The 24,533-nt window shown below is 62.7% G+C and carries 27 protein-coding genes; 16 read left to right on the top strand and 11 right to left on the bottom strand.

Translation table 11 applies throughout. The annotated features are described in order from the left end of the window. Window positions 1-101 precede the first annotated feature (101 nt). The 4 genes from ACYG9Z_RS11365 (at window position 102) to ACYG9Z_RS11350 (ending at window position 5,432) form a co-directional block, all read left to right on the top strand. Window positions 102-935 carry an inositol monophosphatase family protein gene (locus ACYG9Z_RS11365; protein ID WP_050586885.1) on the top strand — a complete coding sequence of 278 codons (834 nt, stop codon included), beginning with the start codon at window positions 102-104 and terminating at the stop codon, window positions 933-935. A 34-nt stretch (window positions 936-969) separates the two neighbouring features. Further along, window positions 970-2,022 (top strand): ABC transporter substrate-binding protein, encoded by a 1,053-nt coding sequence (locus ACYG9Z_RS11360; RefSeq protein ID WP_050586882.1) that lies wholly within the window; start codon window positions 970-972, stop codon window positions 2,020-2,022. A 90-nt stretch (window positions 2,023-2,112) separates the two neighbouring features. Beyond that, on the top strand, window positions 2,113-4,317 hold the full coding sequence (locus ACYG9Z_RS11355; protein ID WP_460222815.1) for an ABC transporter permease: 2,205 nt from the start codon (window positions 2,113-2,115) through the stop codon (window positions 4,315-4,317). 14 nt (window positions 4,318-4,331) lie between these two features. Next, entirely contained in the window at window positions 4,332-5,432 is a 1,101-nt protein-coding gene (locus tag ACYG9Z_RS11350) for an ABC transporter ATP-binding protein (RefSeq protein ID WP_023752889.1), read from the top strand. A 165-nt stretch (window positions 5,433-5,597) separates the two neighbouring features. On the opposite strand, the gene ACYG9Z_RS11345 is transcribed toward ACYG9Z_RS11350, so the two are convergent. The 4 genes from ACYG9Z_RS11345 to ACYG9Z_RS11330 all read right to left on the bottom strand — a co-directional run bounded on the left by ACYG9Z_RS11345 (window position 5,598) and on the right by ACYG9Z_RS11330 (window position 10,529). Beyond that, window positions 5,598-7,979 (bottom strand): xanthine dehydrogenase family protein molybdopterin-binding subunit, encoded by a 2,382-nt coding sequence (locus ACYG9Z_RS11345; protein ID WP_023752890.1) that lies wholly within the window; start codon window positions 7,977-7,979, stop codon window positions 5,598-5,600. Beyond that, a complete protein-coding gene (locus ACYG9Z_RS11340) occupies window positions 7,976-8,968 on the bottom strand; it encodes an FAD binding domain-containing protein (RefSeq protein ID WP_023733039.1) in 993 nt (330 codons plus the stop codon). The genes ACYG9Z_RS11345 and ACYG9Z_RS11340 overlap by 4 nt, the downstream gene beginning before the upstream one ends. Next, complete coding sequence (locus ACYG9Z_RS11335) at window positions 8,965-9,456, bottom strand: (2Fe-2S)-binding protein (protein WP_023730815.1); 492 nt, start codon at window positions 9,454-9,456, stop codon at window positions 8,965-8,967. The genes ACYG9Z_RS11340 and ACYG9Z_RS11335 overlap by 4 nt, the downstream gene beginning before the upstream one ends. A 239-nt stretch (window positions 9,457-9,695) precedes the next feature. Then, window positions 9,696-10,529, bottom strand: a complete 834-nt coding sequence (locus ACYG9Z_RS11330; RefSeq protein ID WP_023752891.1) for an SDR family oxidoreductase — start codon at window positions 10,527-10,529, stop codon at window positions 9,696-9,698. 154 nt (window positions 10,530-10,683) lie between these two features. Between ACYG9Z_RS11330 and ACYG9Z_RS11325 the strand changes: the two genes are divergently transcribed. Next, entirely contained in the window at window positions 10,684-11,577 is an 894-nt protein-coding gene (locus ACYG9Z_RS11325; protein WP_023711644.1) for a LysR family transcriptional regulator, read from the top strand. 307 nt (window positions 11,578-11,884) lie between these two features. Here the strand turns inward: ACYG9Z_RS11325 and ACYG9Z_RS11320 are convergent, their stop codons facing one another. Further along, window positions 11,885-12,472, bottom strand: a complete 588-nt coding sequence (locus tag ACYG9Z_RS11320) for a TetR/AcrR family transcriptional regulator (RefSeq protein ID WP_023711646.1) — start codon at window positions 12,470-12,472, stop codon at window positions 11,885-11,887. A gap of 103 nt (window positions 12,473-12,575) precedes the next feature. Here ACYG9Z_RS11320 and ACYG9Z_RS11315 point away from each other — a divergent pair, with 103 nt between their 5' ends. Both ACYG9Z_RS11315 and ACYG9Z_RS11310 read left to right on the top strand, forming a co-directional pair. After that, window positions 12,576-13,391, top strand: coding sequence for an oxidoreductase (locus tag ACYG9Z_RS11315; protein ID WP_023752892.1), 816 nt, complete (start codon window positions 12,576-12,578; stop codon window positions 13,389-13,391). Window positions 13,392-13,459: 68 nt separating this feature from the next. After that, window positions 13,460-14,461 carry an NADP-dependent oxidoreductase gene (locus ACYG9Z_RS11310; RefSeq protein WP_023752893.1) on the top strand — a complete coding sequence of 334 codons (1,002 nt, stop codon included), beginning with the start codon at window positions 13,460-13,462 and terminating at the stop codon, window positions 14,459-14,461. 96 nt (window positions 14,462-14,557) lie between these two features. On the opposite strand, the gene ACYG9Z_RS11305 is transcribed toward ACYG9Z_RS11310, so the two are convergent. After that, entirely contained in the window at window positions 14,558-15,475 is a 918-nt protein-coding gene (locus ACYG9Z_RS11305) for a polyprenyl synthetase family protein (RefSeq protein WP_023752894.1), read from the bottom strand. Between the two features lie 132 nt (window positions 15,476-15,607). Between ACYG9Z_RS11305 and ACYG9Z_RS11300 the strand changes: the two genes are divergently transcribed. The 4 genes from ACYG9Z_RS11300 (at window position 15,608) to ACYG9Z_RS11285 (ending at window position 18,391) form a co-directional block, all read left to right on the top strand. Beyond that, complete coding sequence (locus ACYG9Z_RS11300) at window positions 15,608-16,315, top strand: transglycosylase domain-containing protein (protein WP_050586887.1); 708 nt, start codon at window positions 15,608-15,610, stop codon at window positions 16,313-16,315. Between the two features lie 153 nt (window positions 16,316-16,468). Further along, complete coding sequence (gene rpmF, locus ACYG9Z_RS11295) at window positions 16,469-16,651, top strand: 50S ribosomal protein L32 (RefSeq protein WP_008834724.1); 183 nt, start codon at window positions 16,469-16,471, stop codon at window positions 16,649-16,651. A gap of 197 nt (window positions 16,652-16,848) precedes the next feature. Next, window positions 16,849-17,796: an agmatinase gene (locus ACYG9Z_RS11290; protein WP_023752895.1), complete on the top strand. Its 948-nt coding sequence runs from the start codon at window positions 16,849-16,851 to the stop codon at window positions 17,794-17,796. A 193-nt stretch (window positions 17,797-17,989) separates the two neighbouring features. Next, the gene (locus ACYG9Z_RS11285) at window positions 17,990-18,391 is read left to right on the top strand and encodes a hypothetical protein (protein WP_023752896.1); all 402 of its coding nucleotides are present in this window, start codon (window positions 17,990-17,992) and stop codon (window positions 18,389-18,391) included. Between the two features lie 163 nt (window positions 18,392-18,554). Here ACYG9Z_RS11285 and ACYG9Z_RS11280 read toward each other — a convergent pair whose 3' ends face one another. The 3 genes from ACYG9Z_RS11280 to ACYG9Z_RS11270 all read right to left on the bottom strand — a co-directional run bounded on the left by ACYG9Z_RS11280 (window position 18,555) and on the right by ACYG9Z_RS11270 (window position 20,002). Next, complete coding sequence (locus ACYG9Z_RS11280; RefSeq protein ID WP_023701310.1) at window positions 18,555-18,986, bottom strand: GlcG/HbpS family heme-binding protein; 432 nt, start codon at window positions 18,984-18,986, stop codon at window positions 18,555-18,557. Window positions 18,987-19,161: 175 nt separating this feature from the next. Continuing rightward, complete coding sequence (locus ACYG9Z_RS11275) at window positions 19,162-19,395, bottom strand: hypothetical protein (RefSeq protein WP_023684002.1); 234 nt, start codon at window positions 19,393-19,395, stop codon at window positions 19,162-19,164. 79 nt (window positions 19,396-19,474) lie between these two features. Continuing rightward, window positions 19,475-20,002, bottom strand: coding sequence for a winged helix-turn-helix transcriptional regulator (locus tag ACYG9Z_RS11270; RefSeq protein ID WP_023684001.1), 528 nt, complete (start codon window positions 20,000-20,002; stop codon window positions 19,475-19,477). A 115-nt stretch (window positions 20,003-20,117) separates the two neighbouring features. On the opposite strand from ACYG9Z_RS11270, the gene ACYG9Z_RS11265 reads away from it, so the two are divergent. From ACYG9Z_RS11265 to ACYG9Z_RS11245, 5 genes are all read left to right on the top strand, one after another. Further along, window positions 20,118-20,951 carry an alpha/beta fold hydrolase gene (locus ACYG9Z_RS11265; protein WP_023699362.1) on the top strand — a complete coding sequence of 278 codons (834 nt, stop codon included), beginning with the start codon at window positions 20,118-20,120 and terminating at the stop codon, window positions 20,949-20,951. Between the two features lie 116 nt (window positions 20,952-21,067). Further along, window positions 21,068-21,724 (top strand): glutathione S-transferase family protein, encoded by a 657-nt coding sequence (locus ACYG9Z_RS11260; RefSeq protein WP_023683999.1) that lies wholly within the window; start codon window positions 21,068-21,070, stop codon window positions 21,722-21,724. A gap of 5 nt (window positions 21,725-21,729) precedes the next feature. Further along, window positions 21,730-22,056 (top strand): ArsR/SmtB family transcription factor, encoded by a 327-nt coding sequence (locus tag ACYG9Z_RS11255; protein ID WP_023699361.1) that lies wholly within the window; start codon window positions 21,730-21,732, stop codon window positions 22,054-22,056. 23 nt (window positions 22,057-22,079) lie between these two features. Next, complete coding sequence (locus ACYG9Z_RS11250) at window positions 22,080-22,454, top strand: nuclear transport factor 2 family protein (protein ID WP_032887163.1); 375 nt, start codon at window positions 22,080-22,082, stop codon at window positions 22,452-22,454. 246 nt (window positions 22,455-22,700) lie between these two features. Next, complete coding sequence (locus tag ACYG9Z_RS11245) at window positions 22,701-22,925, top strand: SRPBCC domain-containing protein (RefSeq protein WP_023699360.1); 225 nt, start codon at window positions 22,701-22,703, stop codon at window positions 22,923-22,925. Window positions 22,926-22,954: 29 nt separating this feature from the next. Here ACYG9Z_RS11245 and ACYG9Z_RS11240 read toward each other — a convergent pair whose 3' ends face one another. Both ACYG9Z_RS11240 and ACYG9Z_RS11235 read right to left on the bottom strand, forming a co-directional pair. After that, window positions 22,955-23,218 (bottom strand): ArsR/SmtB family transcription factor, encoded by a 264-nt coding sequence (locus ACYG9Z_RS11240; protein ID WP_023690079.1) that lies wholly within the window; start codon window positions 23,216-23,218, stop codon window positions 22,955-22,957. Window positions 23,219-23,250: 32 nt separating this feature from the next. Next, entirely contained in the window at window positions 23,251-24,489 is a 1,239-nt protein-coding gene (locus tag ACYG9Z_RS11235) for an MFS transporter (RefSeq protein WP_023683997.1), read from the bottom strand. Window positions 24,490-24,533: the final 44 nt, after the last annotated feature.

Here is a 24,533-nt window from a genome sequence, read left to right as displayed (position 1 = left end):
ACAGCCGTGCAATACAAGCCGGCTCAAGAGTGGCATCGGAGGAATACCCTGTCCATTTCGCCGAAGACGGCATTGAGGGCGCGATTGTCCGGACCGGCTGCATGAGCAGGGCGGCGGCGCATCCGAAGGCGGACCGGCTGTCCGAGGCCGAGATGGACAGGCGTGCCGAGGTCTGCCGGAAACTGCTTGTCACGGCCGGGCAACTGGCGATGGAAGGCTATGCCGGGCAGGGCGCCGTCCAGCCGGTGGCGATGAAAGGCCCGCAGGATTTTCTCACTGAAACCGACGGCAAGGTCGAGGAGCACATCCGCGCGACGCTGGCAGAGGCTTTTCCGCAGGACGGGTTTTTGGGCGAGGAAGGCGGTGGCATCGGCTCTGCCCGCATGTGGGTCGTCGACCCCATCGACGGCACCGCCAATTTCATGCGCGGTATTCCGCATTTCTGCATTTCGATAGCTTTCGTCGAGGACGGCCGCAGCGAGATCGGCGGCATTGCCAATCCGGCCATCGGCGAAACGTACTTTGCCCGTCGCGGGCACGGCGCGACGCGCAATGGCGCGCCGATCCATGTGTCGCCGACGCAAGCGTTCGACCGCGCCTTTGTCGAGTTCGGCTGGTCGCCCAGGATTCCCAATCGCGACTATCTGGACAAGGTGAGCCTTGTCTGGGCACTCGGCGCCAATGTGCGGCGCTCCGGCTCCGGAGCGCTTGGGCTGGCCTATGTGGCCGACGGCCGCTCGGATGCCTATGCCGAGCTGCACATCAATTCGTGGGACTGCCTGGCCGGATTGCTGCTGGTGGAGGAGGCCGGCGGCCGTGTGAACCGGTTCCTCGACGGCGACGGCATGGCGAAGGGCAATCCCGTGCTTGCGGCAGCACCCGGTGTCGCGGCGACATTGTCCCAGGTGATCGGAGTGCCGCTCGACGACGGGTAGATCGTTTCCAGTGAGAAGACAGGGAGGAATATCGATGAAGACATTTGACAGTAAGCAAGGCTTGCGCGCCGCCTGGCTTGGCCTTGGCGCGGCGCTGGCCATGTTCGGATTGGCGGGTGCCGCCCAGGCGGCCGACCGCAGCCTCACAATGTATTGCGCCGTCGACGAGGCCTGGTGCCGGGCGATGGCGACCACCTACCAGAAGGAGACGGGCGTCAGCGTCGACATGACCCGCATGAGCGCCGGCGAAATCTACGCCCGCCTCCGGGCCGAGAAGGACAATCCGCAAGCCGATATCTGGTGGGGCGGCACCGGCGACCCGCATCTGCAGGCGGCGGAAGAGGGCCTCACCCAGGAATACAAGTCGCCGCAACTGGCAAACCTGCGCGACTGGGCGCTGAAGCAGGCCGACAGGTCGAAGAACCGCACGGTCGGCATTTATCTCGGTGCGCTCGGCTACGGCTACAATGAGGAAGATCTGAAGCAGCGCGGGCTGACCGCGCCGGCGTGCTGGGCCGATCTGGTCAAGCCGGAATTCCAGGGCGAGATCGAGATGGCCGACCCGAATTCATCGGGCACGGCCTGGACCATGCTTGCCACCATCGTCCAGCTGATGGGCGAGGACAAGGCATTCGACTATCTCAAGCAGCTCAACAAGAACATCGCCGAATACACCAAGGCAGGGGCCGCGCCGGCGCTCGCCGTCGGCAAGGGCGAGACGCTGATCGGCATCTCCTTCCAGCACGACGTGATCAATGCCGCGAAACAGAACCCTGCCGTGAAGGTGGTGTCGCCTTGCGAGGGCACCGGCTTCGAGATCGGCTCGATGAGCATCGTGACGGGCGCCAAGCATGTCGAAGAGGCGCAGAAATTCTACGACTGGGCGCTGAGCCCGGATGCGCAGAAGCTCGCGGCGCCGAACGGCAGCTTCCAGATCCCGTCGAACACCGCCACGCCGGTGCCGCCCGAGGCGCCGGACCTCTCGAAGATCAAGCTGATCGACTACGACTTCGCCAAATACGGCTCGTCGGCCGAACGCAAGCGACTGTTGAAGAAGTTCACCGACGAGGTCCGCAACGGCGGCTGAGCGCGTTCTTTTGCGCTCACTCTAGCATCTGATCGCCGGCTGCCCTTCGCGGCAGCTGGCGCACCATCCTTTGGCACAGAAAGACATTGAATGGCCGCGGCCGGTTCCATGGTCAGTTCCGCTCCTGGACGCAGCGCGCTCGCCTGGGTAATGGCCGCGTGGGCGAGCTTCGTGCTCTTGCCTTGGTACAAAGTCGAAGGCGGCTTCCTGTCGTTCGACTGGCTGGCACAGCCGGCGGATGCGACACCGGCCATTATCCTGGCGCTCGGTGGCCGGCCCTGGCTGTTGCCGCTTGTCCTGCCGCTTCTGCTGGCGAGCTGGCTGGTGGCGCGCAATAACCCCAAGAGCCTTGCGGTTGCAGGCGCGGCGGGCCTGCTGTGGCTGGCCATCGAAGGCTTTTCCATCATCCATTCGGGCTGGGGATTTGGCTTGCTTACCCGGATCGCCGGCACGCCGGGACCGATGCAGCCGGGGCTTGGCTGGGGCGCGGCGCTCTATGCCGTGGCGATGCTGATGTTCATCGCCGAGGCGCTCGCCGCGCGGGGATGGTGCAAGGGCGACCGTTTCGTCGTCGGCTCGCTCTCAATCGTGATTGCTTCGCTGATCCTGTTCGTCGCCTATCCGCTGCTGTCGATCCTCACCTCGGCCATCAAGGACAATGACGGCAATGTCGTGCCGGCGCTGTTCGTCGAAAAGATCTTCAGCGCCAACATATGGAGCCTGCGCTGCCTCTATGGCGAGGGCTCCTGCGGCGTGGCGTGGAACACGGTGGCGATTGCAGTCCTCGTCGGCTTTTTCTGCACGGCGCTTGGGCTGGCTCTGGCGCTGATTGCGCTTCGCACCAAGCTGCCGGCCAAATGGCTGCTGCGCGGCCTGTCCATCCTGCCGATCATCACGCCGCCCTTCGTCATCGGCCTGGCGCTGATCCTGCTTTTCGGCCGCGCCGGCATCGTCACCAACCTCATGTCGGTGCATCTCGGCATTCCGCGCAGCCGCTGGATCTATGGCATGGCCGGCATCACCATCGCGCAGGTGCTGGCCTTCACGCCGATCGCCTTCCTGGTTCTGGTCGGCGTGCTGCAAGGGGTCAGCCCAAGCATGGAGGAAGCATCACAAACCCTGCGCGCCAGCCGCTGGCGCACGTTTCGCACCGTCACCTGGCCGTTGATCCGGCCGGGGCTGGCCAGCGCCTTCCTGATTTCGTTTATCGAGAGCATGGCCGATTTCGCCAATCCGCTGGTGCTGGGCGGAAACTTCAACGTGCTGTCGACCGACATCTTCTTTGCAGTGGTCGGTGCGGCGCACGACCAGGGCCGCGCGGCGGTGCTGGCGATCGTGCTGTTGATGTTCACGCTGGCAGCCTTCGTCATCCAGCGCCGCTGGATCGGCAGCCGCAGCTACGTCACCGTCGCAGGCAAGGGCGATGGCGGTGTATCGGCGACGCTGCCCAAGGCCTTGCGGATCGGCTGCTACGCCGCCGTCGTTCCGTGGCTGGTTCTGACCATCGTGGTCTACGGCATCATCCTGGGCGGCGGTTTCGTGCAATCGATCGGGCGCGACAACACGCCGACGCTCGAATATTTCCTCACCGCCTTTTCGATCGAGAAAGGCGTCAATGGCTGGTTTTTCAGCGGCTCGGCCTGGCCGTCGCTGCTGATGACCATCGGCCTGGCGCTGGTGGCCATGCCGTTCACCGCGGCGCTCGGCATCCTGACGGCCTATCTGCTCGACCGGCAGCGTTTCGCCGGGCGCACCATGTTCGAATTCCTGGCCATGATGAGTTTCGCCATTCCCGGCACGGTGATCGGCGTCAGCTATATCCTTGCCTTCAACGTGCCGCCGGTGCAATTGACCGGCACCGGGCTGATCATCGTCATCTCCTTCATCTTCCGCAACATGCCGGTGGCGATCCGTGCCGGGCTCGCCAATCTGGGCCAGATCGACAAGAGCCTGGACGAGGCATCGCTGACGCTTGGGGCGCGGTCTTTTGCTACCTTGCGGCGGGTGATCCTGCCGATCCTGAAGCCGGCGATCGTGACCGCGATGATCTACAGTTTCGTGCGCGCGGTGACGGCGGTCAGCGCCGTCATCTTCCTGGCGAGCGGCCGGTTCAACCTCGCCACGGTCTACATTGTCGGGCGCGCAGATGTCGGCGAATACGGCATCGCGATTGTCTATTCGGCGGTGATGATCGTCGTCATGATGGTCATCCTCATCGGCATCCAGCTGCTGGTCGGCGAACGCCGGCTCGGCCGGCGCCGGCCTGGTCCGGAAGCCGTTGTGGCAGCAATCTGATGGGGAGAAGCGGCGTGGATCAGACGGCGAAGACTGCTGCCCCGGTTGCGACGGACAGGCCAGCGGTGCGGTTCGAGGGCGTCACCAAGAAATACGGCGCGGTGATCGCCGTCGACAATGTCAGCTTCGACATCGCGCCGGCCAGCCTGGTGACGCTGCTCGGGCCCTCGGGTTGCGGCAAGACGACGACGCTCAGGCTGATCGCCGGGCTGGAACAGACCAGCACCGGGCGCATCCTGATCGACGACAAGGACGTCACCTTGCTGTCCGCCGCCGAGCGAGATGTCTCCATGGTGTTCCAGTCCTATGCGCTGTTCCCGCACATGAACGTGATGGAGAATGTCAGCTACGGCTTGCGGGCTATGGGGCTTGGCAAGGCGCAGGCAGCCGAGCGCGCCGCCGAAAAGCTGTCGCTTGTCGGCCTGTCCGGCTACGAGAAGCGCCAGCCGAGCGAATTGTCCGGCGGCCAGCAGCAGCGCGTCGCGGTGGCGCGCGCCATCGTACTGGAGCCGAAGGTGCTGCTGTTCGACGAGCCGCTGTCCAATCTCGACGCCAAGCTGCGCCGGCGGGTGCGCGACGAAATCCGCAGCCTCCAGCAAGATCTGGCGCTGACCATGGTCTATGTCACGCATGACCAGGAAGAGGCGCTGGCCGTCTCCGATCGCATCATCGTCATGAACGCCGCTCGCGTCGCCCAGGACGGTACGCCGCGCGACCTCTACAACGAGCCGACCAACCGTTTCATCGCCGACTTCATGGGCGACGCCAATCTGCTCGACGTCGAGGTGCTTTCCAGCAATGCGACCAGAGCGAGGGTCAAGGTCGGACCCTTGCTGCTCGACATGCCGGGTCGCGGTAACGCTCCGGGGCCGGCGATCCTCGCTGTGCGCCCGAATGCCGTGCGCATCTTGCCCGGCCAGCCAGCGGGCACCATGAAGGGCCAGGTGGTCAAGAGCTCGTATCTCGGCGACCACATGGAATACCGAATCGCGATCAGCGATCCGGCGGTCGAACTGTTCGCGACATCGCCTGATGTCACACCCGCCGTGGCGGAAGGGACGATGGTCGGGATCGATTTCGATCCGGCGAAGATCGTGCTGATCAAAGACGATTGAACGCGCCGGGAAAACCGTTGCACACTTTCCCGGCGTTGCTTGGTGACGTTACAACAGGCGGCGACCAGCGATTAGCGACCCAGTTTTGCCTTGGGTTTAGAATCGTTGTTTTTGCATGCTCGCCTATTTGCGAGCCTGAGGGTCACCAGGGCGCATCGACCGAACTCAAACGAGCTTTTCCAGCGTGATCGGAAGGCTTCGAATGCGTTTGCCGGTCGCGTGGAAGACGGCATTACCGATCGCAGGTGCGACCCCTACGACACCGATCTCGCCGACGCCTTTGCCGCCAAGAGCGGTTGCCTGCATGTCCGGAATTCCAACCGCAATCACCTGGATGTCGGGCACATCGGCGTTAACCGGGACGGCATAGTCGGCAAAATTCGCGTTGATGGTGCGCCCGTCTCGCTGGTCGACGTAACCTTCTTCCAGGAGAGCCTGCCCGAGACCCATGACCATACCGCCGATCCACTGGCTTTCCGCAAGCTTCGGATTGAAGATCCTGCCGCTATCGAATGCCGAGACCATGCGCTTGACGCGGATCGTGCCAAAATCCTCATCGATCCGAACTTCCACGAAATGCGCACACCAGCTATGGGCCGAGACGCCTCCTTCCACAGCGCCCTTCAACTGTGCAAAACTGCGGTCAGCTCCGTTCTTCATCTCCTCGGTGGCGCCGGGAGCAAAGGTGTTGCCCTCGATTTCCAGTTTGTCTTTGCCCACTGCCTTCAAGAGTTCCGCGATGCCGATACCGCCGTTCGGCCGTCGGGTCGGTTGCACCGAGCCGTTTTCGAACGTGAGGTCAGTCGCCTTCGAGGCTGCCAGCGGCGACTTCGGATCGGATGCGGCAAGCGCCAGCAAGGCGTCCCGTGCATTCCTGGCCGCCTTGTCCACCGCTCCCGTCAGGTTGTTGGCCTGCTGGGAACCGCCTGCGAGCGCCGATCTGGGGAGGAGGGTATCGCCCAGCCGCACCGCGACTGTCTCAACAGGAACGCCCAATGCGTCAGCCGCTGTCTGGGCGAGAATGGTATAGGTCCCCGTTCCCATGTCGGTGCCCGCGCTGAGGACTTCGATCTGTCCACTGGCATGGAGTACGATCTTGGCTTCGCTCGCGGTACGGATCATGGGGTATGACCCGGCGGCCATTCCATAACCGATCAACTCGCGGCCTTCGCGCATCGAGCGAGGGGCCGGGTTCCGGTTCCACCAGCCGAAGGCTTCCGCGCCCACGGCATAGGCTTCGCGTAACTGTCGAGTGCTCCACTTCATCCCATTGCTGGGATCCGTCTCCGCCCAGTTGGCAAGGCGCAGCGTGACCGGATCCATGCTGAGCGCGTACGCCAGCTCGTCGATCGCGCTTTCCACAGCATAGGCACTGGGGTTTTCGCCGGGGCCCCGTTTCCAGCCGGGCTGGACCGTATTGACCGGGACGACGTTGAGACGTGAAGAAAAGTTCGGCGTCGCATACATGATCTTCGTCACATTGTTGCAAGCCTCGATATGGACTTCGTCAATCGCCGTCTCGTTCCAGCTCTCATGGACGATCGAGCTTATCTTTCCGTCCTTCGAGGCTCCGATTGAGAGTGTCTGCCGTGTCGCCGGTCGGCCGCCAAGGCCGGTAAAGGTCTGCGGCCGCGTGAGAGAAACCTTGATCGGCCTGCCCAGTTTCCGCGAGGCCGCGCAAGCCAGCCCCACATGCGGATGTGCCCCGATCTTGGACCCGAACCCACCGCCGACATAGGGCGAGATCACCCGCACATTCTCGATGTCGATGCCGAGCCATTCCGACACGACGCTCCGTGCCCCGCCAACCCACTGGCTGGGCTCCCAGACGGTGATTTTCCCGTTGTCCCAGGAAGCGATGCACGCATGCGGCTCCATCGGCACATTGTATTCGCGTGACGTCGTGTAAGTGACGTCTACCTTGACCTCGGCATTGGCCAACGCTGTCGCTGCATCGCCCCACGCGGCACCCATCTCATCGATGGGCTGCACTTTTGCCTTGGGATCGTTGATGTCGAGAATAGGGTCGCCGTCCTCATATTCGATCTTGAGAAGACTTGCCGCTTCCGTTGCCTGCTCAAAGGTTTCTGCGACCACGAGCGCGATATGCATGCCGTTGAAACGGACCACATCGTCTTGAATTGGGGTAAATTCCTCGGTCGCTCCGCCGCCCTTGCTGTAGACGGTCGGCTTGTTGAGCTTCAGGGAATTCTGCGCGGTGTAGACATCCAGGACACCCGGTAGAGCCTTGGCGGCCGACGTATCGATACTGGCGATACGCCCTGCCGGCCGCGTCGATTGGACAGTTACGCCATAGGCCAGGTTCTCCAGCTTCTGCTCGATCGCATAGCGAGCCTGCCCGGTTACTTTCAACGGGCCTTCGGCGCGGGAAAGCCTGGCACCGAGAGCTGGCGCCTTGGCGGGGACGGTCTCAGCCGCAACGGCTTTTGACGAGAGATCGACAGCGGCGCCAGCGACAGCGGCTACGCCGGCGCCGAGCTTCAAGACGGTGCGGCGGTTGAGTTCGAACGCGTTACCATGTGTCATGCGATACCTCCTACCGTCATCAGGGCGCGGGCCACGACCTTCGGTGCCAGTTCAACCTTGAATGCGTTATGTCCGCTCGACTTCGCGCCGTCGCCGGCGGCTGACGAGGCGCTACGAATCGTCGCCTCGTCGAGCGTCTTTCCCTTGAGCAAATTTTCGACGGCGCGCAGGCGCCAGGGTTTGGTGGCGAGGCCGCCGACCGCGATGCGTACTTCGCGAATTGTCTTGCCATCGGCTTCCAATTCGATTCCGACAGCAGCGCTGGCCGCGGCGAACTCGTACGACGCGCGATCCCGGACCTTGAGATAATGCGAGCGTTCCAGGGCTGCCGAACGCGGGATCTCGATCCCGACGACCATCTCGCCGGCCGACAGCTCATGCTCAAGGTGCGGGGTATCGCCAGGGAGAAGGAAGAATTCGTCGGCGGGAATTTTGCGTTCGGAAGCTCCCCGGATGATGACCGTGGCGTCGAATGCCACCAGGGAAACCGCAAAATCTCCGGGGTAGATTGCTATGCACGCGTCACTCGTGCCGAGCACCGCGTGGTTGCGGTTGACGCCGCCAAGGGCAGCGCATCCGGAACCTGGATTGCGCTTGTTGCAGTTCGAATAAGCGTCCGGGTCCCGGAAGTAGGTGCAACGGGTTCGCTGCATCAAGTTTCCACCGATGGACGCCATGTTGCGCAGCTGTGCCGAGGCAGCGCGCCACAGGCTTTCGGAAAGCACCGGCGCAGCCTGCTTGATATCGGCGTGGTCGGCGACCTTGCTCATCTTGGCGAGCGCACCGATGCGAATGGCATCCGCCGATACCTCGATCGTGTCCAGGCCGGAAAGGCGCGTGATGTCGACCACCCGCGCAGGACGCTCGACATTCAGCTTCATGAGGTCAAGAAGCGTGGTCCCACCGGCGAGAAATCTTGTCTCTGGCTTGGCAGCCTCGGCAAGCGCCCTCGCGGCATCTTTGGCGCGGAGATACTCGAAAGGTCTCATAGTGCTGCCTCCTTCTTCAGGCGGCTGGCGGCATCGCGCACCGCGGCGACGATATGGGGGTAAGCGCCGCACCGGCAGATGTTGCCGCTCATGTATTCGCGGATGTCCTCGTCCGTATCGGCGTGGCCCTCACGAATGCATGCAACGGCCGACATGATCTGACCGGGGGTGCAATAGCCGCACTGGAATGCATCGTGCTCGATGAACGCGGTCTGGACTGCGTGCATCACGCCGTCGGCAGCCTGGAGGCCCTCGATCGTCGTGACCTGACGGCCTTCGACCTGGGCCGCCAGCGTCAGGCAGCTCAATACCCGCTCGCCGTCGACGTGGACGGTACAGGCGCCGCACTGCCCATGATCACAGCCTTTTTTCGTGCCGGGCAGGTTGGCATGCTCGCGTAGTGCATCCAGCAGAGTCACGCGTACATCAAGATTGAACTGGTGGCGCCGGCTGTTGATGTCCAAGGCTAGCTGTCGGGGCTCTGGCATGTCGTCTCCTCGAGTGGCGGGCGGGATATAGGACGCGAAGCTAATCGGACCGACGACGCCTGGCGGCATCAGTGGGAAAGGGAACGTCCATTCCGAAGTTCGGTCGTTGGCCGGTTGCCCAACGGTCAACCCTCAGGAGAGCACGGGCGCGACATTCGGATTAGCCCCCAGAATTCGCATGAGCCTATCGATGGCGCTCATAAATAGACCTGCGACGACGGCAGTGCTGGATGCGACGTTCAGCTGTCGAAGGCTAGTGAGCCGGATAGCTCCTCATGGGCATCGACCTGCTGCTGCAGCAGAGCGAGTTTCTGCCTGACCATTGCAAGAGCATCGGCACCGGCGATGAACCGACGGGGCAGCTCCGGCTTGTCGACCAGAGTGATCAACGCCTGCGCGAGTTTGGCGGGGTCGCCGATTTGCTGGCCGTTCGCGGCTTTCCAGCCCGTTATCTGCTGGGCGCGACGTTCGCTGTAATCGCTGACGAATGACGGAGCATATTGAGTGGATTCGTCCGTCAGCAGCTCCGTGCGGAAAAATCCGGGGTTCACGATCATCGTTTCAATGCCGAACGGCGCCACCTCGGCTTGCAGTGACTCGATCCAGCCATCAACGCCGAACTTTGCCGCGGCGTATGCAGAACAGAACTCAAAGCCGACCAGGCCGGCCGTCGATGAGATGGCAATGACCTTGCCAGAACCCTGCGCGCGCATGACCGGCAGGACTGCGCGGGTGACGTTCATGGCGCCGGTCAGGGTGGACGCGAGCTGAAGTTCGATATGGGCCGGAGTCAGGTCCTCGAAATAGCCGGCATAGAAGCCCGCGGCATTGTTGACGATCACGTCGAGGCGACCAAAGCGGTCCAGGGTTGCCTTCACCGCGGCGTCGGCGTCGGCCGGCTTGGTCACGTCCAACGTGACGACCAAAAGATTGTCCGACTGCCCGATCCCCTTGGCGACCCGATCTGGGTTACGACCGGTCGCAACGACCTTATCGCCGATGGCCAGGGCCGCTTTGGCAAAGTCGAGGCCCATGCCTCGCCCTGCGCCGGTGATCATCCATACTCTACTCATAGTCGTATCCTTCCTGGTCGGTATCTTTCAGTTTATGCCGCGTTGGCTTGGCACGTCCGTCTCAGCGTTTCGTTGTCTGCCAGGTGACATAGGGAATAGGACTCGATACGATTAGCCTCTATAATCTGCATGAAGTTAGAAATGGGATTGATAAATGAGGCGCGGAGATTTTAGCGAGCTGGCAGTCTTCATCGCCGTAGCAGAGGCGGGCAGCTTCACACGCGCCGCAGCAAAGCTTGGTCTATCGCAGTCGGCGCTCAGTTACGCTGTCAGAACGCTGGAACAGCGCATGGGAGTCCGGCTGATCTCACGCACCACCCGCAGCCTGTCCGTGACGGTAGCTGGAGAGCGCTTGCTGCGAAGCCTGCGACCGGCCTTCGATCACATCGAAAGCGAGATCGCCGCCGTCGCCGCCCTGCGCGACAAGCCCACTGGCCTCATTCGCCTGACGACATTCCGGTATGCTGCCAAATCAGTACTGTGGCCCGTCATCGCCAAACTCCTTCTGCAGTATCCGGATATCGAAGTGGAATTGAGCCTGGACGAAGGTCTGGTTGACATCGTTGCAAGCAAATTCGACGCCGGTATCCGGATCGGCGAGCAGGTCCAGAAGGACATGGTGGCAATAAGGATCGGCCCGGACCTGCGTATGGCGGTGGTTGGATCACCGTCGTATTTTGCAACCCGAACGGTTCCAAAGACACCGCGCGAACTTGGGGAACACAAAGGCATCAGCTACCGTCAGAAGACCAGCGGCGGGCTCTTTGCCTGGGAGTTCGAAAAAGGCGGTGAGGAACTTGAAGTCAGGATGAATGGCCCCCTCATTATCAATGACGGGGAAATGCTGGAGGCTGCGGCCCTCGACGGCCTCGGGCTAGCATACACGTTTGAGAGCCAGGTCGCTCCGTTCATCGCAGACGGACGCCTGATCCGGGTGCTGGAAGACTGGTGCCAACCCTTCCCGGGCTATCACCTCTATTATCCCAGCCGACGCCAGCACACTGCAGCGTTCGCTCTTCTTGTGGAGGCACTCGGTCTCAAGGCGTGACTGAGGGGCGAAACACGCCGCTCTAACTTGGCAAAGTGAGTTATCCCTCCTCATCAGCACGATTTTCGGGCGTCCAATCGATTTCCTCCGTCGCAAGTTACCCCCCTTACGGACTGCGTCGCGGTGGCCGTCCGATTCCGAGCCATGAAGCTGCCAGTCGCTTCCGGCCCTAATGCGGTCATTCCCTGATGCAGGTTGAGATGGCCTCGTGCTGGCAATGGCCGATGACTTTAGGCAAAGCGACCCTTCTTGTAATGCGGCCCGCCATGATGAGGATGTCAGGCTCTTTGCTGCTGCCGCTCTATCTCTAAATGGATGCCTTCTCGCCGTCACGTGGCTGGATCAGCCTGCGCGCGGCATCTGCTCCTGCCGCAAGGAAGCGATCCGACAATTCGGTCCCTGCCACCGCGCGGGCCAGTTGAAGCGCGCCGATGAGGGTCGCAAAGACGCCCATGGCAACGCCTTCCGGATCCCTGGCCTGCGGAAGCGCTGCAGACAACTGGCGCACCAGAACCAGCAAGCGTTCGGTATAGACTTGTCGCGTTTCGAGCGGCTGACGCGCGAGTTCCGGGAGCAGCGCGGCGTTGGCGCAGCCCGTTCCCGGGTTGTCCCGGTGCGCAGCTGACAGATACGCCGCTATGCCCATCTCCGGACCACCGGCGGCCAATACCTCCTGCAGTTGCTGCACCTGGCTCTCCAGTGCCGCTACAAGGCTTTCACGCACGAGCTCCGCCTTGGACTGGAAATGCGGATAGAAGGCTCCGTTCGTCAGCCCGGCGTCGCCCATAATGGCTGCCAGTCCGGACGCGGCGATGCCGTCACCGCGAAAACGCTGGGCTGCGACCTCGACGATGCGATCGCGGGAGGCGTCCTTTCGGCCCTTTTCGTAGCGCATGGCGGCTCTTCCTTTCTGCTATTGCATTATGAGTGTAATATGATATTACGATCATAATTCAATCAACGGCAAAAAGCTAGCCCTCATGTCTCTGGAGTATCAAATGAATAACCTTTCGGGAAGAACCGCAGTCGTGACCGGAGCCTCTTCGGGCATCGGCCGCGCCAGTGCCGAGGCCTTGGCGCGGGCGGGGTATACCGTCTTCGGGACAAGCCGCAGCAAGGCCGGCAACGGCCCGGCTAAGGTGTCCATGCTGACCTGCGACGTGACCGACGGGGAGTCCGTCAGCGCCCTCGTTGCAACCGTGCTGGCCCAGACCGGTCGTATCGATCTGCTGGTGAACAATGCCGGTGTCGGCCTGCTTGGCGGCGCCGAGGAATCTTCGGTCGCACAGGTGCAGGTTCTGTTCGACGTCAATCTGTTCGGCGTCATGCGCATGACCAATGCGGTGTTGCCGTCGATGCGGCGCCGCGGCCAAGGGCGCATCGTCAACATCGGCTCGATTCTAGGATTGGTGCCCGCGCCATACTCAGCGCACTACTCGGCGGTCAAGCACGCGCTGGAGGGCTATTCGGAATCGCTCGATCATGAGGTTCGCGCCTTCAACATTCGCGTCTCGGTCATCGAGCCGGCATTCGTGCGCACCGTCTTCGACCAGAACGGCATCGAGCCGGATTCCCTGTTGAAGGACTACGATCAGGCGCGCGCCGGTCTCAAGGCGCTGCTTGCCGATGTGATGCCCAAAGCCGATCGGCCGGAAGTGGTGGCGGATGTGGTCGTCAAGGCAGCGACCGACGCCCGTCCGCGACGGCGCTATACCGCAGGGAAGGCAGCGCGCCAGGTCAGCCTGCTGCGCCGCTTCGCCCCCGCGGGGATGTTCGACAAGACCTTGCGCAAGCAGTTCCGCCTGCCGGTCTGAACAACGATGGGACGGAGAATTTCACACACAAACGGCACACCAACGGACACTTCCAGAAAGTCACTGCCATGAAGGCATTCGTTGTCGATAATTATAGCAAGAAAGGCATTTTGCGGCTGGCCGAGATGCCGGAGCCGGAGCTGCTGGACAATGACGTCCTGGTCGAGGTCCATGCCGCCGGGGTGAACCTGCTGGATTCCAAAATCAGGACCGGCGAATTCAAACTCGTCCTTCCCTATCGCCGGCCCTTCATCCTCGGTCACGACGTTGCCGGGAGGGTTGTCAGGGTGGGCTCGAAAGTCCGCAAATTCAAACCCGGCGACGCCGTCTATGCGCGGCCGCCCGACGGCCGGATCGGGACATTCGCCGAATTCATCGCAATCGATGAAGCCGACGTGGCGCTGAAGCCGGCGAACCTCAGCATGGAAGAGGCGGCCTCGATCCCGCTGGTCGGTCTGACCGCCTGGCAGGCTCTCATCGAGAGGGCGGGTCTGAAGACAGGCCAGAAGATCTTCATCCAGGCTGGCTCCGGCGGCGTGGGGACATTCGCCATCCAGTTGGCAAAGCACCTCGGCGCGATCGTTGCGACAACAGCGGGCGCGGCAAGCGCCGATCTGGTCAGGGATCTCGGCGCCGATGTCGTCGTCGACTACAGGAAGGACGACTTCGAGAAAATCCTGTCGGGCTACGACGTCGTCCTGAACAGCCAGGACGCCAAGACGCTTGAGAAATCCCTGACTGTGCTGAAACCGGGTGGGAAGCTCATCTCGATTTCCGGTCCTCCGGATCCCGAATTTGCCAGGAAACAGGGACTGAACGTGGTGCTAAGGCTGCTGCTGCGGCTGCTGAGCCGTGGTATCAGGACCAAAGCCAAGCGCCGGGGCGTGGGATTTTCGTTCCTGTTCATGTCGGCGCAAGGTGAGCAACTGAGCAAAATCACGTCCCTCATCGAAGATGGGGCGATTCGCCCGGTCGTCGACAGGGTCTTTCCTTTTGAAGCGACCAATGAGGCGCTGGCTTACGTCGAAACAGGACGCGCCAAGGGCAAGGTCGTCGTCAAGGTCAGATAGCGCGCCCAGTTGCTTTGGGGCATTTGAGAGACACCAAAGCAAGGCAGCGCAAGGCCGACAAATTCCGAAAACGGTTCGGCATCCGATTGCCCAACCTCAGTTGTTGCGGATTGCCACGAAGCTTGCCGCTGCCTTCAGCAAGGCTGCCTGTTCACCGTAAGGCTCAAGCAATTCATGGGCCTGCTTGACCAGCCCATGGAGCTGGCTGCGCGCCCAGTTCGCGCCATGCAGCGCCACCAGCGTCGCCTTGCCGGCGGCTGCGTCCTTGCCGGTCGCCTTGCCCATCTGGCTGGCATCGGCGGTCAGGTCGAGCAGGTCGTCGGCGAGCTGGAAGGCAAGCCCGACCGCCGAGCCGAATTCGGCCAGCCGGTCGCGGTCCTGCGGTGCGGCGCCGGCAATAATCGCGCCGGCTTCGCAGGCGAAGCGGATCAGCGCGCCGGTTTTCATCGCCTGCAGCCGGATAATGCCGGCTTCGTCCGGCCTGCTGCGCTCGGCTTCGAGATCGAGCGTCTGCCCGCCGACCATGCCCCCAGTGCCGGCCGCGCGCGCCAGCGCCAGCACCAGTGCCGCCCTGCGCTCCGCCGGCAGCGCCGTCGCCTCATCGGCGAGGACATCGAAGGCAAGCGTCAGAAGCGCATCGCCGGCAAGGATGGCGGTGGCTTCACCGAAGGCCTTGTGCACGGTCGGCTGGCCGCGGCGCAGATCGTCGTCGTCCATGGCAGGCAGATCGTCATGGATCAGCGAATAGCAATGCACGCATTCGATGGCCGCCGCCACGCGCATCGCCGCCTCGCCATCGGCGCCAAAAAGGGCGGCACTTTCCATGACCAGGAAGGGGCGCAGCCGCTTGCCGCCGTTCAGCACGCCATGGCGCATGGCCGCCATCAGACGCTCCGGCCGGGCGATCTCGCCGGCAAGCGTGCGGCCGTCGAGCAGCAGCCTGAGCCCGGCCTCGATCGCCGCCGCCCGCCCCAGAAGTGCGGCCTCAAAGGCCAATTGCTCGTCTTTCGTCATGGCCGGGAGCGGTAGCCGACACTCAGACGTTGCGCAAGAAGCCTCGCGCCATTATGCCGGAGGCGGGAGAGTGGCGCGGGTGGGGGCGGCTTGACGGAACCGATCGTCGATCATGAAACCGAAGGGTTTGAGATGGCGCGACCAAGGCGCGTGAACCGCGCCGGTCTGAAGCGCCTGGCACGGCGCGGCCTGGTCGTCGCCGTCGTGCTGGCGGCGATACCCATTGGGCTGACCTTCCTCTATCTGCCGTCCTTCGTGCATCCGATATCGACCTTGATGGTCAAAGACCTCGCGACCTTCTCCGGTTACGACCGGCGCTGGGTGTCGATCGACGATGTGTCGCCGGTGCTGGCCAATTCGGTGATCATGTCGGAGGACGGGCAGTTCTGCTTCCATCGCGGCATCGATCTCGGCGAATTGCGCGGCGTCGTCGACGACGCGCTGGCCGGCGAAGCGACGCGCGGCGCCTCCACCATCACCATGCAGACGGTGAAGAACCTTTTCCTGTGGTCACGGCCGCTGGGCTCGGTGCGCAAGGTGGTCGAACTGCCGCTGGCCGTCTATTTCGACGCGGTGATGTCAAAACGACGGATCATGGAGATCTACCTCAACATCGCCGAATGGGGGCCGGGCATTTACGGCATCGAGGCGGCGGCGCAGCATCATTTCGGGGTTTCGGCCAAACAGCTGTCGCGGCGGCAGGCGGCATTGCTCGCCGTCTCGTTGCCCAATCCGATCGCCCGCAATCCGGCCAAGCCCGGTCCGGGTCTGCGGCGCCTGGCGTCGCTGATCGAACGCCGCGCCGGCCGTTCGGGCGCGTATGTCGGTTGTCTTGATTAGGTCGAACCGCTGCCGGCTCAAAAAAAATCGCCACGGTGCTGGCCAAAACGGCGCAGGGCGTGTATAGGCACCCGACTTTCTCAGATTATGGCCCTGACGCGGCCCTTTCACGAGGGCTATCGGGGCATTTTGACCATGTAGTGGAGCATATCCATGGCCGTTCCGAAACGAAAAACCTCTCCGTCCAAGCGCGGCATGCGCCGCTCGGCCGACGCTCTCAAGGCCCCGACCTATGTCGAGGACAAGAATTCCGGCGAAATGCGCCGCCCGCACCATATCGACCTGAAGACCGGCATGTATCGCGGTCGCCAGGTGCTGACGCCCAAGGAAAGCTGAGACCAGCTTTCGAAGGGTTTGAATGCCAAAAGAACCGGCCATTGGCCGGTTTTTTTGCGTTTGGTGCGCCGCGCCGCCAACTATGCCAAAGACCGGGCGTCCGTGGCGATACAAGCTGCGGCGGCGGTGCTGTATTGAGTCCGCATGCCTTGTCGCGGCGCTTCCGCGCGATGATCGACCGGCTTCAGAGGGACCGCATGACCAAGCTCACCACAGCACCCCGCGATATCTTCCAGACCTTCATGAACTTCCCGCTGGTCGAGGACCTCGATGCGCTGAAGGCGGATGTCGCCATCATCGGCATGCCTTACGGCAGTCCCTACACGATCGACGAGCTGGTCAACGACCAGACCAACGCGCCGACCGCGGTGCGGCGCGCCTCGCAGCGCATCAGCCTCGGGCTCGACCGCTATGATTTCGACATTGGCGGAACCCTGTTCGACGGGCAGGACGTCAAGGTGGTCGATGTCGGCGATGTTCCCGGCGATGCCGCCGGCGGCCACTACAGGTTGGCCGAAACGGCGATCCGCAAGATCCGCGTCGCCGGCGCCTTGCCGATCACCATTGGCGGCGATCACGGCATCCCGATCCCGATCCTGCGGGCGCTTGACGGCGAAGGGCCGATCACCTTGGTTCAGATCGATGCCCATCTCGACTGGCGCGACAATGTCAACGGGGTCAGGGAAGGCTATTCCAGCCCCATCCGCCGCGCTTCGGAGATGGCGCATATAGCCGGGATTTTCCAGCTCGGCATCCGTGGCCAGGGCAGCGCCCGGCTTGAGGAGGTCGAGGCGGCCCGCGCCTACGGCTCCAACATCGTCACCGCCAATGAATGGCAGGATATCGGTACGGCGGCGCTGCTCAAGCGCATCCCGGGCGGTGGCCGTTATTACCTGACCATCGATGCCGACGGTCTCGATCCCGCTGTCATGCCGGCGGTCGAAGGGCCGGCGCCTGGCGGCATCAGCTACCGGCAGACGATCGAACTGATCAAGGGGCTGTTCGCCAAGGGACGTGTCGTCGGCATCGACATCGTCGAGATCGCGCCGGCGCGCGACGTCAACGAGATCACCTCGATGACCGCCGGCCTTTTCATCCTGAACGCTATCGGCGCCGCCGTGCGGACAGGCCAGTTCAAGCGCTGAATCCCGGCGTGTCGGTGGTCAGCCGGGGCAACTGTGGCTGACAGGGTTGTTTCGCGCGGTCTTTTTCCGTGTTTGCGGGCGCTAGCGAAAAATCTTGACGGCGTGCCTGCGGGGCATTCTACAGAAGGTGCCCCCATTGTTTAGGCAATTCCTTGGGAAACCGCTTTCCTGGAATTGCTAGAGGAGACGCCTGATGTTCGGTGCCATCCCGCTGCTGATCGTGCCCTTCGTGGCCTACAATCTCGGACTCCTCGGAATATTCGGCAGCGGCGACGATCCGTGGGCGACCGAGATCTTCTCGTTCAGCATGATGTCGGGCGGGGTGTTCTCGATGACGCTCGGCGACCTGATGGTGGTGGTCGGGCTGATCTTCCTGTTCCTCGAAATGGTGAAGTCGGTGCGCACCACGAACGCCTCGATCATGGACCATCTGTTGTCGACGCTGGTCTTCGTGGCGTTCCTGGTCGAGTTCCTGCTGGTGAAGGGCGCGGCGCATTCCGTCTTCTTCACGCTGATGGTGATCGCGCTGTTCGACGTGCTGGCCGGGTTTTCGGTGTCGATGCGGTCGGCGAGTAGAGACATAAATTTGAACTAGCCGCCTTCGTTGGATGATCGCATCCGTTTGCGATTGGCGTGGCTGCTCTTTCTGGTCGTCATCCTGGGGCGAAGCAAGGAGCGAAGCAACACGGCGCAGACCTTGGGATCCATTCCGTGAAGCTAAGGCGTTGCAACGGTGCAGAATTCTGCTCCGCTTACACTCAGCCCGGATCGGCGATGAAGCCCGCCGCTTCGATGCCGGCGATGGCGGCGGCTTCGTCATTGTCCGACGTATCTCCCGAAATTCCGACGGCGCCGATGACGGCGCCTGCCTTGTCGCGGATCAACACGCCGCCGACGACAGGCAATACGCGTCCACCCGAAACGTCCGAAATGCCGGCGACGAGATGCGGCCGCTCCTTGGCGAAAGCCTCGACACGGCGCGAGCCCATGCCGATGGCCAGCGCCCCATAGGCCTTGCCGGCCGACATTTGCGGGCGCAGGAACGAGGCGCCGTCCTGACGCTGGAAGGCGACGAGATGCGCGCCGGCATCCAGCACGGAAACGCCGAGCGGTTTGAGCTTCATCTCGGCGCCCTTGGCGAAGGCGGCGTCGATGATGTGCTTGGCTTTTTCGAGGGTCAGTGCGGTCATGGCTGTCTCCTGATCAAAACGCGTCAATCATCGCCTGACATGCGGGATGCGAAATCCCGGTTGCGGTTGAAATTGCTTCGCGTGGGAAAGCGGAAATGGCGGGCATTGCTGATCGTGGCACATGGCGGATACGATCCGCCGGCATCCAGATCGGGCGTCGATGAAGAAGGCCGCGCTATTTTTTCTTGGCTCGGGGCGCTTTCTTGACCGGAACGGCAGGGGCGTTGGCGAGGTCTTCCGCTTCCTTGGCAAGGCGCAATGCCCGGAGCTTGTTGGTCTTGGCCTGGCGGGCGTCGGCCTCGGCGACATACTCCGCCATCGCCTTTTGCCGCACCGTGGCTGCCTCTTCCTGCTTCTTGAAACGCATATCTGCCCTGGCGCGGGCAGTATCCTTAGAGTTCTCGACCAAGAGCGTTATCCAATCCCGTAAATTATGTTTTTCAGCCCCTTGATAGCAGAGCCGGCCTGATAATGGGGAAATAAGTTGGTCAAGCGGCCGGGGCCTCGATGCCGCTCGACGCCTTGCGGGCTACCACCGCCTCATATCCGGCCTGCAATGTAGCGCGGACGGAAGGCTGCGCGGGTGTGGCGACAGGCGTGCCCAGATGGTCGTGGCGCAACTCGTCCATGAACTGCTCCCACATTGGCGGCCCGCCTTTCTCCAGCAGCTCGGCGCGGATCGAAAGCTCCTCGCTCACCGGCAGCCAGACGCGGCCCCAAGCGCCGAGATGCGCCATGATCGGCACCAGCGTGATGGCCATCTCGGTCAGGCTGTAGATCGCCTTCTGCTTGTGCGAGGGGTCGTCGGCCTTGGTCAGCATGCCGAGTTCCATCAGCCGCTTCATCCGGTCGGCCAGGATATTGGAAGCGATGCCCTCGATCGAGCCGTTGAGCAGTTCGCGAAAGTGGCGTTTGCCGCCAAAAATCATGTCGCGCAGGATGATCAGGCTCCAGCGATCGCCGAAAACTTCCAGCGACAGATTGATAGGGCATCCCGAGCGGTGTTCGGTTTTCATCCGACTCTCCTCAAAAAACCGGTTGCATTATCGTATCAGTTTTATTATCGTGCAACCGATTGCAAAATGCAACCAATTTGATTGGCCTTTGATTGGCCGATAGGAGGAGAGTCCCATGACAAGGGCCGCAGCACCCGAAATCGTCTCCCAGACGTTTGGCGATCCCGGAGATCCAGCCATTCTGCTGATCATGGGCGCCATGGCCTCGATGCTCTGGTGGCCGGAGGCGCTCTGCAAAAAGCTCGCCGGCGAAGGCCACTTCGTGATCCGCTACGACAATCGTGACACCGGCCTGTCGACCAAATATACGCCGGGCGAGCCGCCGTATACGTTCGACGACATGGCGGACGATGCGGTGCGCGTCCTCGACAGTTGCGGCATCGGCAAGGCGCATGTGATCGGGATGTCGATGGGCGGCATGATCGCGCAACGACTGGTGTTGAAACATCCCTTGCGTGTCATCTCGCTGACCGTAATCAGCAGTTCGCCGGTGGGGATCGACACATCGCAGCTGCCGGGAACGACCGAAGCCTATATGGAGCACTCGGCCGATGGCGCCAGAGTCGACTGGTCGAACCGCGACCAGGTGGTCGGCTTCGTCGTCAAGGATGCGCGTGCGATCGCCAGCACCGCGCATCACTTCGACGAGAAGGCGATGCGGGCGTTCGTCGAACGGGACTACGACCGATCCGGCGGCTTCCTGAGCGCGACTAACCATTTCATGCTGAAGAGCTGCGAGGATCTGAAAGGACGCCTGCGCGAGATCAAGGTTCCGCTGCTCGTCATTCACGGGACATCGGATCCGATCTTTCCGGTCGAGCATGGCGCAGCCCTTGCCGACGCTGTTGCCGGCGGGCGGCTTGTCCGCGTCGAAGGCGGTGGCCACGAACTGCATCCCGACGACTGGGGCACGATCGTTGCCGCCATCGTCACGCATACCAAACCCTGAAGGCAGTCTGGAACCTTGACACATTCGCCTCACGGAAATAGTTAAGTAATTGCTTCAGTGTCGGCGCAGGCTGGCACCGCTCCAGCATCGGCGAACCACAAACAGACGAGCAAAAAATGTCCCTGACCTTCCATTTCCATCCGCTGGCATCGTTCTGCTGGAAACCGCTGATTGCGTTCTACGAGAACGACACGCCCTTCACGCCGGTTATCGTCGACCTCGGCGACGAGCAGTCGCGGGCAGCATTCCTGAAGGTGTCGCCGACCGGCAAGATGCCGGCGCTGCGTGACGATGCACGCAATCGCACGGTGCTGGAATCGACCATCGTCATCGAATATCTGGCCGCGCATTATCCCGGGCCGGTCGAGCTCATCCCGGCCGAGGCCGACCTTGCTCTCCAGGTCCGCCAGGCCGACCGTTTCTACGATTTCTACGTGCAGGCTCCGATGCAGAAGATCGTCGGCGACAGGTTGCGCCCGCAGGACAAGACCGATCCGTTCGGGGTCGAGGAAGCGCGCGCGCAACTGCGCAACGCCTATGCGATCATCGAGGAGGAGATGCGTTCGAAAATCTGGGCGGCCGGCCCCACCTTCACCATGGCCGACTGCGCGGCCTCGCCGGCGCTGTTCTACGCCAACAAGGTCGAGCCGTTCGGCGACAGCTATCCGGCCGTGAAACACTACCACGACCGCCTGCTCAAGCGGCCGTCCTTCGCCCGGGTGGTCGAGGAGGCGCAGCCCTACTTCAAGTTCTTTCCCTACAATAACGGCTGATCGCGATGCTGCACGATCCCGCCCAGCTCGACCTGATGTTCCAGGCGCTCGCAGACCCGGCCAGGCGCAGCATGGTCGAACGGCTGTCGCGTGGGCCGGCCTCGGTCAGCCAGTTGGCCGAACCGCTGGCGATGTCGCTGTCGGCCGTCGTCCAGCATCTCAACGTGCTCGAAGCAAGCGGGCTGGTGCGCTCGGAAAAGCTCGGCCGCGTGCGCACCTGCCAGATCGCGCCGCAGGCGCTGCGCAGCGCAGAACACTGGATCAACGAACGGCGGCTGACATGGGAGCGTCGGCTCGACCGGCTCGGCGATTTTCTCGCCGGGACCGAATGACCTGAAGCAGAGGAGAAATGACCATGCCCGGCAAAAGCAGAGCGGAGTTGATCCGCGGCTATTTTTCCGCCTACCAGGCGAATAACAAGGCTGCCGTCGCGGCGGTGCTCGCCGACGATTTCACCTTCACCAGCCCCTATGACGACGCCATCGACCGTGCGACCTATTTCGAGCGCTGCTGGCCGGACAGCCCGGCCTTCAGCTCGATCGTCATCGAGCGGATATGCGAGGACGAGGACGCCGCCTTTGTCCTCTATCGCTGCGAGACGGCGGACGGAAAGACCTTCCGCAACACCGAACTGCATCTGTTCCATGACGACAGGTTGCGCGCCGTCGAAGTCTATTTCGGCGCGTCCTATCGCGACGGCGTCTTCGTCGCGCAGAAACCATCAAGCTGACCTAGAGGACCTGACCATGGCCGAACGATCCGTCGTCCACTCCACCTTCGTCCTCGAGCGCCTCTATCCATTTGCACCGGCGAAAGTCTATTTCGCGCTCAGCGATCCGGCCGCCAAGCGGCGCTGGTTCGCCGACCCCGACAACCCGATGACCCACAGGCACGAAATGGATTTTCGCGTCGGCGGTCAGCCGGCGGGCCGAAGGACGGGCCGATCCACACCTATACCGCCACCTATCAGGACATCGTGCCCAACCAACGCATCGTCTACAGCTACGACATGCTGTTCGGTGATGTCAGAATCTCGGTTTCGCTGGCGACAATTGAGCTTCGCCCGGAAGGCACGGGCACGCGTCTGGTGCTCACCGAGCAGGGCGCGTTTCTCGATGGGCACGACACACCGTCATCGCGCGAGCATGGTACCGGATTCCTGCTCGATGCGCTGGGCAAGGCGCTGGCAACGGACACTTGAAAGCCAGGGAGGCGAGCTGGAATCTCGGCCTATGCTTCCCAGAACTGATCAAGCCAAATATTGAGCTTGAGGAAGCCGGCACTGCTGACTGTATAGACGCGCCTCGTGCCCTCGGCCCTGGCCTGAACCAGACCGGCGTCCAGCAACACTTTCAAGTGCTGGGACACGGCCGGGCGGGAGACTGGAAGGCCCGAAGCCAGCTCGTTGACGGTTTTCGGGCCACGCCGGAGCTCTTCCAGAAGATAGCGCCGGTTGGGGTCGGCAATCGCCATGAAGGCGTCAGAAAAGATCATGCCTATACTTGTGGGGCAAAGCTTTTCAAATCTCAACCGTCGGCTTCCGCTTTTCTGAGCCGCAGTGCTTCAGGGGTGACCGAGCGATCGGCCGGCTGGGTCTTGAAGGCATCGCGGTCTTCGATCGGCACCGGCGCGCGGCGGCTGATGCGCAGCAACGTGTAGGCGGCGAGGCTGAGATGCGCCAGCGCGGTGGCCAGGAACAGGCCTTCGGGGCGGAGCCAGCCCATCAGGGCGGCAGCCAGCAAGGGCCCGATCATGGTTCCGAAGCCATACAGAAGCAGCAGGCCGCCCGAGACCTTGACGAAATCCTCCGATCGGGCGTGGTCGTTGGCATGCGCCACGGCGATCGAATAGAGCGTGTAGGCAAAGGCGCCGTAGGCAGCGGCGAAGACAATGACGAGGACGGCGGAACGCGGTTCGAACAGGAAGATCAGGATGGCGAACAGTGCGGCGCCGAAAGCCGCGCCCGCCAGCACGAAACGGCGGTCGGTCTTGTCGGAGAGGCGTCCGGCCGGAAGCTGCATGGCCGCGCCGGCAATAACGACAAGGCTCATCATCAGTGCGATCTGGGCGGTGGAGATGCCGATACGGGCGCCGTAGACGGCGCCAAGCGTGCCCCAGGCGCCATTGGCGATGCCGACCAACAGGCAGGCGATCGCCGACACCGGCGAGTTGGCGTAGAGACCTTTGACGTCGAGCTTGACGTCCTGCAAAGGCTTGGGAGACGAAGCCGACGACACCGCGGTCGGGATCAGCGACAGGCAGAACAATATGCCGGTGATCATGAACAGCGATGCCGATCTGACGTCGCCGCCGGCAACGATCATCTGGCCGCCCATGATCGAGGCATAGGTGACCATCATGTAGAGGCCGAAGACGGTGCCGCGGTTCTCGTTGGTGGCCTTCTCGTTCAGCCAGCTTTCGATGACCATGAAGGCTCCGGCCATGGTGAAGCCGGTGAAGGCGCGCAGCAGGATCCAGACATATTCGTCGATGATCAGGCCGGTAAGCAACGCCACGATGGCGCCCGAAGCGGCAAAGGCGCCGAACGCCCGGACGTGGCCGGCGCGGCGCACCAGGCGCGGTGCGAAGAAGCAGCCGGTGACGAAGCCACCGGCCCAGGCCGTGCCCATCAGGCCGAGCGATGCGGTCGAAAACCCTTCGAGCTGGCCGCGCAACGGCAACAACAGGCCGTGCAATCCCGAAGCCGCGAGCAGGAAAGCGGTGCCGCGAAGCAGCGAGAGGATCGGCCTGTAGCTTGCAAACATTGTTTGATCCGTCTGGAGATTCGGTGGCGGGGTCTGAAGACAGG

The sequence above is a fragment of the Mesorhizobium sp. RSR380A genome (assembly GCF_054719385.1).
This window is presented reverse-complemented; position numbering and strand designations above follow the sequence as displayed.